This window comes from Rhodomicrobium sp. Az07, assembly GCF_018619475.1.
Taxonomy (GTDB): Bacteria; Pseudomonadota; Alphaproteobacteria; order Rhizobiales; family Rhodomicrobiaceae; genus Rhodomicrobium.
In genome coordinates, this window is record NZ_JAHFZG010000006.1 from 1 (window position 1) to 11,928 (window position 11,928).

At 61.7% G+C, this 11,928-nt stretch carries 11 protein-coding genes and 1 pseudogene; 9 read left to right on the forward strand and 3 right to left on the reverse strand.

The genetic code is table 11. From position 1 onward, the window contains the following. Positions 1-505: pseudogene (locus KKP04_RS05850) on the forward strand (hypothetical protein); the annotation flags it as partial. Between the two features lie 300 nt (positions 506-805). Here KKP04_RS05850 and KKP04_RS05855 read toward each other — a convergent pair. Next, entirely contained in the window at positions 806-1,237 is a 432-nt protein-coding gene (locus KKP04_RS05855; protein ID WP_215027935.1) for a hypothetical protein, read from the reverse strand. Between the two features lie 140 nt (positions 1,238-1,377). On the opposite strand from KKP04_RS05855, the gene KKP04_RS05860 reads away from it, so the two are divergent. Then, a complete protein-coding gene (locus tag KKP04_RS05860; protein WP_215027937.1) occupies positions 1,378-2,181 on the forward strand; it encodes a M15 family metallopeptidase in 804 nt (267 codons plus the stop codon). 25 nt (positions 2,182-2,206) lie between these two features. Here KKP04_RS05860 and KKP04_RS05865 read toward each other — a convergent pair whose 3' ends face one another. Beyond that, complete coding sequence (locus KKP04_RS05865; protein ID WP_215027939.1) at positions 2,207-2,908, reverse strand: phosphatase PAP2 family protein; 702 nt, start codon at positions 2,906-2,908, stop codon at positions 2,207-2,209. 190 nt (positions 2,909-3,098) lie between these two features. Further along, positions 3,099-5,018, reverse strand: a complete 1,920-nt coding sequence (locus tag KKP04_RS05870; RefSeq protein ID WP_215027941.1) for a cation:proton antiporter — start codon at positions 5,016-5,018, stop codon at positions 3,099-3,101. Between the two features lie 389 nt (positions 5,019-5,407). Here KKP04_RS05870 and KKP04_RS05875 point away from each other — a divergent pair, with 389 nt between their 5' ends. The 7 genes from KKP04_RS05875 (at position 5,408) to nuoK (ending at position 11,922) form a co-directional block, all read left to right on the forward strand. Then, a complete protein-coding gene (locus KKP04_RS05875; RefSeq protein ID WP_215027943.1) occupies positions 5,408-5,611 on the forward strand; it encodes a hypothetical protein in 204 nt (67 codons plus the stop codon). A gap of 300 nt (positions 5,612-5,911) precedes the next feature. Next, positions 5,912-6,475 carry a GNAT family N-acetyltransferase gene (locus KKP04_RS05880; RefSeq protein ID WP_215027945.1) on the forward strand — a complete coding sequence of 188 codons (564 nt, stop codon included), beginning with the start codon at positions 5,912-5,914 and terminating at the stop codon, positions 6,473-6,475. 409 nt (positions 6,476-6,884) lie between these two features. Then, positions 6,885-8,984: an NADH-quinone oxidoreductase subunit NuoG gene (gene nuoG, locus KKP04_RS05885; RefSeq protein ID WP_215027947.1), complete on the forward strand. Its 2,100-nt coding sequence runs from the start codon at positions 6,885-6,887 to the stop codon at positions 8,982-8,984. Further along, entirely contained in the window at positions 8,977-10,008 is a 1,032-nt protein-coding gene (nuoH, locus tag KKP04_RS05890) for an NADH-quinone oxidoreductase subunit NuoH (protein WP_215027949.1), read from the forward strand. Before nuoG ends, nuoH begins: the two co-directional genes overlap by 8 nt. A gap of 28 nt (positions 10,009-10,036) precedes the next feature. Beyond that, complete coding sequence (nuoI, locus tag KKP04_RS05895; protein ID WP_215027951.1) at positions 10,037-10,528, forward strand: NADH-quinone oxidoreductase subunit NuoI; 492 nt, start codon at positions 10,037-10,039, stop codon at positions 10,526-10,528. Between the two features lie 444 nt (positions 10,529-10,972). After that, on the forward strand, positions 10,973-11,575 hold the full coding sequence (locus tag KKP04_RS05900) for an NADH-quinone oxidoreductase subunit J (RefSeq protein WP_215027953.1): 603 nt from the start codon (positions 10,973-10,975) through the stop codon (positions 11,573-11,575). A 5-nt stretch (positions 11,576-11,580) separates the two neighbouring features. After that, positions 11,581-11,922, forward strand: coding sequence for an NADH-quinone oxidoreductase subunit NuoK (nuoK, locus tag KKP04_RS05905; RefSeq protein ID WP_215027955.1), 342 nt, complete (start codon positions 11,581-11,583; stop codon positions 11,920-11,922). Positions 11,923-11,928 lie beyond the last annotated feature (6 nt).

The following is an 11,928-nucleotide window of genomic DNA, read 5'->3' on the forward strand; positions in this document are numbered from 1 at the left end:
GAAGGTTGTTCAGCCCGTCGCCGCTGAGAAGCCCGCCGCCGAGCCCGCGAAGGAAGCTGTGAAGGCCGACGAGGCGAAGAAGCCCGCTCCGGTCGAGGCCGCCAAGGCGGAAGGCGAAAAGAAGGCCAAGCCCGCCGAACAAGCTTCAAAGCCTGACGAGAAGGCCAAGCCAGCGGGAGCGGAAAAAGCCAAGGAAGCTGCGAAGCCCGAGCCTGAGAAGAAGGCAAAGGCCGCAGACACCGAGAAGAAGCTGAAGGGCAAAGCTGCCGCCAAGGAAGAAGAAAAGGCCAAGTCCAAGAAGAGCAAAGGCGAGGATGCGAGCAAAGGCCCGGCAAAGGTCAGTGTCGAGCAGCCGAAGCGCGGCCTGTTCGCCAGCGAGCGCAAAGCGGCGGCCAAATGTCGTGGCTCGGTCGTGTGGGTGGACAAGAACGGGCTCAACCACTACCCCGGCACCCGCCAGTACGGCCGGAAGCCTGGCGGCTTCAGCTGTGAAACCGGCTTGTGATGCAAGACGCCGCCTTCGGGCGGCGTTTCGTCCGCCAAGCTTTGCCTTGGCTCGATCCAGATAAGCCTGCGTTAGATCGGACTCGATTTGACGCAGAGAAGCTGAAGACAGCAACAATTTACAGCGTTGTGCCGCTTCTGATTTACGGCACGACGCTGTATCCGCACCGGATTTGGTTCGGCGGATAGATCGACCATGCGAAACCGGAGGCGTTCTGTTTGCAAGGGCGCTCGACGCCAGACAAGGCGCGTTCTCCAGGCGCTAGCTCCGAACGGCTGCGATCACTCTGATGCCGGTCCCTTAACCCTGCCGGAATCGCGCTGGCGGTTGGGGATTGTTGGCGGGGTTGGAGTCGTGCTTCGTGACGCGCGTGAGCGCGCCATGCTCGACGAGCGGCAACAGGTCCGCTTCGAGAGCATCTGCAACGGACTTTTCATAAACCTCATCGCCGTTGACGTGCAGCGTGCATAATTTCGCGAATTTCTCTCTTTTGGCCGGATCTTCCAGCGCAGCCTTCGTCCAGGCGTAGAGCGGATATTTCTCGACGCCCTGTTGCTCGGCCTCGCTGACATATCCGGCGAACGCGTCAAAGACTGTAATCGCCGCAGCGCGATGTTTCTGCAGGACGTCGGTTAAAGATTGCAGAGCCGTGTTTTGCGGATCGACATTGAGAAGGCTCGCCGCCTGATCGCTTAACCCGACGCGGATTTGATAAAGCCATTCCTCGGCCACGAAATACCTCCTGCCGGTTTCCCATTCTGTCATCTTATAATGGAAATAGACACAAAAACGGTTTTTCGGTTCGTTTCTTAGCCATCGATTTACGGATTATAACAAACAATTTCGTGAGAAAATCGTGAGGACGAAAGCAAATGAATTGGCGAAGCTTTGCGGTGGCTCTTTTCTGTTTCGCGGCAGGGCTGACTTCAGCGACCGCAGAGGCCGACCTGCCGGACGGCTTCGTTTATCTTCGCGACGTTGCCCCCGATATCGAGCAGGACATGCGCTATGCGGGGCTGAATAATTTCACCGGGGCGCCCGTTCCCGGCTATGAGGCACCCGAATGCGTGATGCGGCGCGATGCAGCCGAAGCGCTGAAACGTGCGCAGCGCTCGGCGCAGGGTCTCGGCCTCTCGCTCAAGGTCTTCGATTGTTACCGCCCGCAACGCGCGGTGCGGGCGTTCGGGGCGTGGGCGCGTGCGCCGGAGGACGGGCGCACGAAAAGCCAGTATCCGCGTCTGCCGAAGGACGCGCTCGTGCCGAATTATATCGCGTCGCGCTCGTCGCATTCGACGGGGCTTGCCGTGGATCTGACACTTGTCCGGCAGGGCGGAAGCGACCGCCCACCGCTCTTGCGTTCCACCTGTATCGCCGCCGCTCAAGCTCCGGCGGACGAGCCGAAAGCCGTGCGCAGCAATGCGAATGCCCTCGCGCTCGGCGAACTCGGTCCGGGCGAGCTAGACATGGGCACCTCTTTCGATTGCTTCGACCGCGCCTCCAAGACGGCGTTTCCCGAACTCACGCCGGAGCAACGGCAATCGCGCGATGTTCTCGTCACGTTGATGGAGCGGGCCGGTTTCACCAATTACCCCGCCGAATGGTGGCATTTCAGCCTCGCTCGGGCCAAGGACCGCCGTAGCTACGACGTCCCGATCACGCCACGCCCGCTGCGATAGGGGGCTTTCGCGCCCCCGCGCTGTCTCATGCAGGCCCGCGCCTTCCGAACCAGTCTGCGGCGGCCAAGCATAAAAGCGCCCAACTCGCTCCCGCGCACCACCCCGCAAGCACGTCCGATGGCCAGTGCATCCCGAGATAGACGCGGCTCAAACCAATGAGAAGCGTCAGCGCGACGGCAACGGCAAAAACGAAGGTTCTCCCCATAGCGCCGGGCCGCGCACGGGCGATGAGCGCGCCGAGGATCAGGAAGGTGACGGCCGACATGAAGGCATGGCCGCTCGGAAAGCTGTAGGTCGATGTCTCCGCGATTTCGGCGACGAAATCGGGGCGCGCGCGCTGCACCAGAGCCTTCAGCGTGTTGTTGACGAGTGTGCCGCCGACAATGGCGGCGAAGACCAGCGCGAAACCGCCCCAGCGCCGTTCGAGCGCGAAATAGCCGAGCGCGACGATGGTCGCGAGTGTCAGCACCGCCGTCGACCCGAGGGCAGTGACATCGCGCGCCGCGACGGCAAGCCAGCGCGGGCCAAGCGCGTTGGCGGGGTTCGCAGGATCGCGCAGCGCGAGAAGCAGGCCGCGATCGAAGTCGACCAGTCCGCCACCGTAAACCGCTGCCGATACCCCCGCGAACAGCGCGAAAAGGGCACCCGCCGCAACAAGGGCGGCGATGCGCGGCGGTGACGATCCACGCCGCGCGGGCAATGCGGTATTTTGAAGGGTGGGCGGCATCCGGGCTCCGGGAGGTTGCGAAGTGGGGCATTATCGCTCGCGCGCTCTTCCGGGTGGTAAATGCTCGGCGTCGGCGATGGCTCCGCAAGCCAAGAGTCGCTTCAAGCCGCGTCAGGCGGGAGGCTAGAGCCCGTTCCGATCTGATTGAATCGCAACCAGATCGGTAAAACGGTCTCTTATTTTTAGTTTATTACGTCACCGGCTTGCCATCGGCCAACGCAACCGCAGTCTTCGCCTTGGCTTCGGATCGCTTCTTTTCCTCGGTCTTCTTGTCGTCCTGCCGTTTCTTGTCATCCGCGCGCTTCGTGCGCTCGGCGGCGTTCTCCCAATCCTGCGCGAGGAGCTGCGCAAGCTCTTCCGACCGCTGCATCGCAAGCGCGGCCATCCTCTCGACATCGGTATAATGCGCGTAGTCTTCGTAAAGCCGCGCCTCGTCGTGCTCGCGGAATGTCTCGATGGTGAAACGGATCTCGCCTTCGGAAAGACCGAGGCCGCGCAGCAGGTCGCGGGTGATTTCGAGTGTCGAATGGAAGGCTTCGCGCTCGATGTTTTCGACGCCGAGATCCATGAGCTGATGCACATGGCGGCGGTTTCTCGCACGCGCATAGATGGGCACATGCGGGAAATAGGCCTTCACGAGTTGCGCCGCCTTGAGCGAACTTTCGACATCGTCGATGGCCAGCACAAAGGCGCGCGCCTTGCCGACTTCCGCCGCTTCCAGAATGGCGAGACGGCTCGCATCGCCGAAATAGCTCTTGTTGCCGAACTGCCCCACAAGCTGCACCTGATCGGGGTCTGCGTCGAGCGCGGTGAACGGAATGCCCTTGGCGGTCAGAACGCGTGCCACGACCTGCCCGACGCGGCCGAAGCCTGCAATCACCACATGCCCCGCGCTCGATGGAAGCTCGTCGTAGAGGGGTTCCGCCTTCACCGCCCGCTTTCGCAGGAAGTCGTCCAGCCCCAGAAGCAGAGGCGTCGTCATCATCGAAAGGGTGACGATGATCGCGAGCGAGGAAGCGAGCGGCGAGGTCAGCACCCCTCCCTGCTCGGCGCCGGCGAAAACCACGAAGGCGAATTCGCCGCCCTGCGAGGCGATAATGGCGAACCGCCGCGCCGAGGAGACGTTCAGCCGCTGCCAGCGCCCGACAGCATAAAGAACGGTGAATTTCACCGCCACGAGCGTGATGACAGCAAACGCGATCAGAAAGGGCTGGCGCAGCAGCGCGTGGTAATCGAGCGCCATGCCGATGGAGGTGAAGAAGAGCGCGAGAAGCAACATCTCGAACGGCTTGATGTCTGCTTCGATCTGATGACGGAAGCGCGAGTCGGCCAACAGAACGCCCGCGAGGAACGCGCCGAGCGAGGCCGACAGACCGATCGACGTCATCAGCAGCGACACCGCCGCAACCGTCAGCAGCGATGCCGCGATCATCGCTTCGCGCACCTGCGTCAGCGCGAGGACATGATACAGCCGGTCGAGAAGATAGCGCCCGGCCACGATGATCAGCGCAATGGCGGCGAAAATCTTCACCACGCCCGCGATGGTGAGAAGCTCCGGCGACGAAGCCTTGACCGCGAGAAGCGGCACCGCGGCGAGAAGCGGGATCGCGGCGAGATCCTGGAACAGCAGGACTGAAAAGGCGAGGCGGCCGTGGCGCGACGTCAGTTCGCCTTTCTCTTCCAGCGTCTGGAGCGCGAGCACGGTGGAGGACAAGGCGAGGGCGAGCCCGACGAGCATCGCTTCCGAGAAGGAAAGGTCGGTACTCGGATTGATGCCCCAGATCAGCACGACGAGCAGGATGCCCGTTATGATGAATTGGGCCGACCCTGCGCCGAAGACGGCCTCGCGCATCTTCCAGAGGCGTTTGAGGCGCAGTTCGAGGCCGATGAGAAACAGGAACATCGCGACCCCAAGCTCTGCGATATGACGCAACATTTCGGGATCGCTTGTCGAATAGCCCAACATGTAGCCGATGCCGTAGGGACCGATGAAGGCGCCCGCCAACAAATAGCCAAGAATTGAGCCGAGCTTGAGCATGCGTGCGAGAGGCGCCGCCAGCGCAGCGACCCCCAGAAACACGACAAGCTGAATGAGGAGTTTTCCGTCCATCGCTCTTTTTTTCAGAGGAACCGCAGCGGATGGCCTGCGTGAACTGCCCGAGCCATTAAGGCAGGAAACATTGTCGCTGCCAACCCGGATCAGACCGCGTTTCTGGTTTCGATTGCCCCCGGCGGAGCCTTCGCTCAATTGGTGCTTGTGCTTTCGAGGCGCAGACATTTGCTGGAGAGCGTGCAGGAACGTGGGCCAAATGAGCGAGAGCACCAGGGCGATAAGCAGCAGTGTTTAACTATTCATGCGCATTCTGATTCAGCTACCATTTGGTATCGAGTTATGATTACAATCTTAAGATGTGATTGCGAGGGTGCGAGTGATAGCGTGAAATGACGAACCTGTCTGTCTTTCCGTCCCGATTCGATTATGCCTGCCGGGCAAAAAGGATGCCCCCGGAGGAAGTGGCAGAGCGCGCCGGGCTTCCGGCCGAGGCGGGACAGGATCTTGCCGTGACGGCGATCCATCTGCCGCTTTATCGGCTTTGCTACGTCGCCGACGTGCTCGACGTCAGTCTCGATTGGCTGCTTGGACGCGAACCCGCAGCGCAAAGCGAGAAGCAGCAGCAGGCCCGCGCGGCGCCTTGGACGTAAATGGCCGCGCGCTTCGCATAAACTCGCGCTGTGCGCTTCCTCTCACAGGTGGGGGCTCCGGCCACAGGCCCCGAAAGATGAATGCGCTTCCCGGCGCGTATCCGGCAGCATTCCCATAGACGCCACCTGTTTACGTGCACCGCCCTTCGTGGTATGGGCAGGCCCATGGCCAGACTGGACGCACAGCCCCTGTCAACTTTCGCGAGCCGACGAAGATAGCGCGCCTTGCGTGAGGCTGCGCGCGCCCGAAGCGCCGCGAGCCGCTCCGTCCTTCCCGGTCTTACAGAGAACAGGTTCGCGATGACGATGCCGTCCGCCACGATCCGGCTGCAAACGCCCGACGATCAATCAGCCCTTTCCTATCTGAATGAATGCGCCTTCGGGCCGGGCCGTTTCGCGCGCACCGCCTATCGCGTCCGCGAGAACGCGGTCCGCGATCCGCGCCTCAATTTCTGCATGGAACTCGATGGCGAGATGGTGGCTGCGATGGACCTGACGCCGGTTACGGTCGGCGACGTGCCGGGCGCGCTGCTGCTCGGCCCGCTGATCGTTTCGGGGGAACACAAGAGCCTTGGGCACGGCCTTCGCCTGATGCTCTACGGCCTCAAGCGCGCGAAAGACCTCGGCCACCGGCTCGTGATCCTCGTCGGCGATCTGCCTTATTACGCGCGCGCCGGCTTTCGTCCGATACCGCACGGCCGCATTGAGCTTCCGGGGCCGGTCGATCCGGCGAGGCTTCTTTATGCCGACCTCGTGCCGGGGGCGCTCGACGAGTACAGTGGCGTTGTTCGCGGCGTACGCGTCGGGCCGCCCGTCTGCGCCGATGACGCCATCGACAGCGCGTTCCCGGCTCTTGTTGGATGACCGGTGGAATAATGCTTTAGGATCACCCTGCCTGAAATCATTGGAATGGCGAGGTCAACCTGAGATACAGATTGTTACCGCAAGCGTTGCGTCTGGAAGCGGAAGCAATGCGTTTTTCCATCCGGTCGAATCCTTCCGACTCGGTCGTCTCCGATAAACGACCGGGTTTGAAGGGCCATCAGCTTGTTCTTTGCCGTGCCTGCGATAAGAGCAAACGCGGCACACATGTTGGGCAATTCGTCCGTCAAATGATCACTGCGAAAGGGTGCGCTTTTAGGTCGCGCGTCGACTTGTTCTAAAAACAGCTCGTTGAAGCGGTCTGTTTGCAGTTTGGCTTAGTTAACCGTTGCCGCGCGCGGCCCCTTGATGACATAAAGGCGTCCGGGGGATGGGCTAATAAAGGACAAAAATGCCGAAGCTGAATATCAACGGCAACGAGGTCGAGGTCGAGGACGGCATAACGCTTCTGCAGGCATGCGAGCAGGCTGGCGCGGAGATACCGCGCTTCTGCTATCACGAGCGGCTGTCCATCGCGGGCAACTGCCGCATGTGCCTCGTGGAAATCGCGGGAATGCCCAAGCCGATGGCATCTTGCGCGATGAATGTCAGCGATTTAAGGCCGAACCGTGACGGCACGCCGCCCACGATTCTCACCGATTCGCCGCTGGTGAAGAAAGCGCGCGAAGGCGTGATGGAGTTCCTGCTGATCAATCATCCGCTCGATTGCCCGATCTGCGATCAGGGCGGCGAGTGCGATCTTCAGGATCAGGCGATGTATTACGGCTCCGAAGGCAGCCGCTACCGCGAGAACAAGCGCGCCGTCGAGGAAAAATATCTCGGGCCGCTCATCAAGACTTTCATGACGCGCTGCATCCAGTGTACGCGCTGCGTCCGTTTCATGTCGGAAGTCGCGGGCGTGCCGGAACTCGGCGCGATCGGACGCGGCGAGGACATGGAGATATCCACTTACCTCGAACGTGGGCTCCATTCGGAACTGAGCGGCAACGTCATCGATCTCTGCCCCGTGGGCGCGCTGACGTCGAAGCCCTATTCGTTCCTGGCGCGGCCATGGGAATTGCGCAAGACCGAATCCATCGACGTGATGGACGGTCTCGGCTCGAACATTCGCATCGACAGTCGCGGTCGCGAAGTCATGCGCATCCTGCCGCGCAACCATGACGGCGTGAACGAGGAGTGGCTCTCCGACAAATCCCGCGCGCTCGTCGACGGCCTCAAGAAGAAGCGGCTCGACCGGCCTTATATGCGCCGTGACGGCGTGCTCGAAGAAGTGTCGTGGTACGAGGCGTTCACCGAGATCGCAGCGCGGGTCGAGAAGGCCGGCGCGCGGAAAGTGGGCGCAATCGCGGGCGACCTTTGTTCGGTCGAAGACATGTTCGCGCTGAAGACGCTGCTTGAGCTTCTCGGCTCGCCGAACATGGATTGTCGCCAGCACGGCCAGAAGCTCCACCCGAGACACGGGCGCGGAAGCTACCTGTTCAACGCGACCATCGCGGGCATCTCGAAGGCCGACGTCATCCTTCTCGTCGGCACGAACCCGCGCAAGGAAGCGGCGGTGCTCAATGCCCGCATTCGCGGCGCTTATCTGCACAATCACGCGCGCATCGGGCTGATCGGCCCGCAGGTCGACCTCACTTACCCCTACGAATGGCTCGGCAATTCGCTGGCCATGCTCGACGAGATCGCAAAGCCCGACAATCCGGTGCTGAAAGCGCTGGCCGATGCTTCGCATCCGCTCATCATCGTCGGGCAGGACGCGCTTTCGCATGAGGCGGGCGATGCCGTGCTGGCGAAGGCGGCCGAAATTGCGGCGGCGGCGATGAAGGGCCGCGAGGATGCGGGCTGGAACCCGCTCTCGATCCTTCACGCGAGCGCGGCGCTCGTCGGCGGCCTCGACATCGGCTTCGTGCCGGGCGACGGCGGTCTCGACACCGCGGGCATCCTCGAAGGGACGCAGAGCGGCGATATCGAAGTGCTCTATCTGCTCGGCGCGGACGAGTTCGACGTGAGCCGCACCGGCGACGCCTTCGTGATCTATCAGGGATCGCACGGCGATTCGGGCGCTCGCATTGCGGACATCATTCTTCCCGGCGCGGCCTATACCGAAAAGAACGGCACCTACGTCAACACCGAAGGCCGCGTTCAGCTTGGCGAACGCGCGATCTTCCCGCCCGGCGATGCCCGCGAGGACTGGACCATTCTCCGCGCGCTATCCGAGCATCTCGGCGCGAAGCTGCCTTTCGACTGTTTCGGGTCGCTGCGCAGGGCGCTCTACAAGGCGCATCCGCATCTCGCCGCCATCGACACGGTTGAGGCAGCCCCGCTTGAGCTGAAGCTCGGCGATTTGCCGCCTCTGCCGGATGCGCCATTCGGCGTTTTCATCGAAGATTTCTACCAGACCAACCCGATTGCGCGGTCCTCGGCGGTTCTCGCCGAGCTTTCAGCGCTGCATCAGGAATACGAGCAGGGACTTGCGGGCGCCGATGGCTGATTGGAGCACACTTTGGAGTAACTACGGCTTCCCGACCGCGCTGATCCTCGGTCAAAGCCTGTTGACGCTCGTCGCGTTGCTCCTGTTCATCGCGTATCTGCTGCTGGCGGATCGCAAGATCTGGGCGGCGGTGCAGCTTCGGCGCGGCCCGAACGTCGTCGGCGCTTACGGGCTCCTTCAATCCTTCGCGGACTTCCTGAAATTCGTGGTGAAGGAGCCGGTCATCCCGGCGGGAGCGGACAAGACGCTTTTCCTGCTGGCGCCGCTCGCGACGACGGTGCTTGCTCTCGCCGCCTGGGCAGTGATCCCGGTGGCGGACGGGTGGGTTGTGTCCGACCTGAATGTCGGCATTCTCTATATCTTCGCGATATCCTCGCTCGGGGTTTACGGCGTCATCATCGGCGGCTGGGCTTCGAACTCCAAATATCCGTTTCTGGGGGCGCTTCGCTCCGCCGCGCAGATGGTTTCCTACGAGGTGTCCATCGGCTTCATCCTGGTGACGGTGATCCTGTGCGCGGGCACGATGAACCTGTCCGGCATCGTCGAGGCGCAACGCGGCGATTACGGCCTCTTCGGCTGGTACTGGCTGGCGCTGTTCCCGATGTTCGTGGTGTTCATCATCTCGGCGCTCGCCGAGACGAACCGGCCGCCGTTCGACCTGCCCGAGGCCGAGTCCGAACTCGTCGCGGGCTTCATGGTGGAATACTCCTCGACGCCCTATCTTCTCTTCATGCTCGGCGAATACGTCGCTATCACCGTGATGTGCGCGCTGGCTACGATCCTCTTCATGGGCGGTTGGCTGCCGCCGTTCGAGGTCGCGCCCTTTACCTGGGTGCCGGGGATCTTCTGGTTCGTTCTGAAATTCTGTTTCGTCTTCTTCGTGTTCGCGATGGTGAAGGCGATCGTGCCACGCTACCGCTACGATCAGTTGATGCGGCTGGGTTGGAAGATCTTCCTGCCGACGTCGCTCGCGATGGTTGTGGTTGTGGCGGCGGTTCTTCAATTCGGAGGTCTCGCGCGCTAGCGCGGGCTTATCCAAAGGGAGTGCATGCATGGGCGGCTTCGGCCAGTCTTTGAGATCAGCGGTTCTCGGCGAGTTTATCGTCGCGACGTGGCTTGCCATGAAGTATTTCTTCGCGCCGAAAGCGACGATCAACTATCCGTTCGAGAAGAATCCGCTCTCGCCCCGCTTTCGCGGCGAGCACGCGCTGCGCCGTTACCCGAACGGCATGGAGCGCTGTATCGCGTGCAAGCTTTGCGAGGCCATCTGCCCGGCCCAGGCCATCACCATCGAGGCTGGGCCGCGCCGCAACGACGGCACACGCCGGACGACTCGCTACGATATCGACATGGTGAAATGCATCTATTGCGGCTTCTGTCAGGAAGCCTGCCCGGTGGATGCCATCGTGGAAGGACCGAATTTCGAATTCGCCACAGAGACGCGAGAGGAACTGCTGTACGACAAGGAAAAACTGCTCGCGAACGGGGACAGATGGGAGCGCATTCTTGCAAAAAATATTGAACTCGATGCGCCCTACCGTTAACCTTTACTAACGGTAGCTTCCGAATGTCTCCACCCACGGGCTTGCGCGTGTAACGCCTCAACGGCGCAAATGGCGCGCGAACGATTGGCTTTCTTCCGACGAGGGGCGGAAGGAGCTTGAACCGCCATGATCGGCAAGTTCTTCCCCCTCACCGCAGAACGCCGCCGCCGGCAAGTGGGCACGAACCGGAGGCGGCCCCCTAGAGGGTTCACACGAGATCGATCCGTCGTCAGGCCGAAATGCCCCGGCGGATGCGATAGCAGGGCACGGCGCCGCGCGTTCACCGACGGTGGGGTGTTCCGAAAGGTCGATTTGCGAGGGCGCTTGGCGGCCTTGCTGTCGAGCTTGAACGAAAGGACGGGTTGCGTTCGTTTGGCGGGCGCGATCCAGAGGACGAACCATGTCTTCCACGGCTTACGCCGCATTTTTCGAGATCGGCCGCGCATGACAATCGCTGGATACTTCTTCTACCTGTTTTCCATCGTGCTCATCTCATCGGGCGCGATGGTGATTTCCGCGCGAAATCCGGTCCATTCCGTGCTGTTCCTCATTCTCGCCTTCCTGAACGCGGCGGGGCTTTTCGTTCTGCTCGGCGCCGAGTTTCTCGCGATGATCCTGATCATCGTCTATGTGGGCGCGGTCGCGGTCTTGTTCCTGTTCGTGGTGATGATGCTCGACATCGACTTCGACCAGCTTCGAAAGGGCATGAGCCGTTATCTGCCCGTCGGCATTCTGGTCGGGCTCGTGCTGCTCGCCGAGTTGATCCTCGTCGTGGGCGGCTTCTCCGTTGCGCCGGGCGCGTTCCGGCCGGTAACGGGCGAGCAGGTCACCAACACCGAAGCGATCGGGCGCGTCCTCTATACGGATTACCTCTATTTCTTCCAGCTTTCCGGGCTTGTGCTTCTTGTCGCGATGATCGGGGCTATCGTGCTGACGCTCCGTCACCGCTCCGATTCGAAGCGGCAGAACATCGCGCGCCAGGTCGGACGCAAACGCGAGGACGCCATCGAAGTGGTTAAAGTCGAAACCGGGAAAGGGATCTCCTGAGGGCCATGCTGAACACGATCTCACCCGTCGAGGCCGCGACCGGCATCGCACTCCAGCAATATCTCACCGTCGCCGCGATCCTGTTCACGCTCGGCGCCTTCGGCATCTTCCTCAACCGGAAGAATGTGATCATCATCCTGATGTGCGTCGAACTGATGCTGCTTGCAGTGAACGTGAACCTCGTCGCCTTCTCGGCCTATCTGAACGACCTTACTGGCCAGATCTTCGCGTTGATGGTGCTGACCGTTGCTGCGGCGGAAGCAGCCATCGGGCTGGCCATCATCGTCATCTACCACCGGAACCGCGGCTCCATCGCCGTTGACGACATCAACTCGATGAAAGGCTGAGGCGGG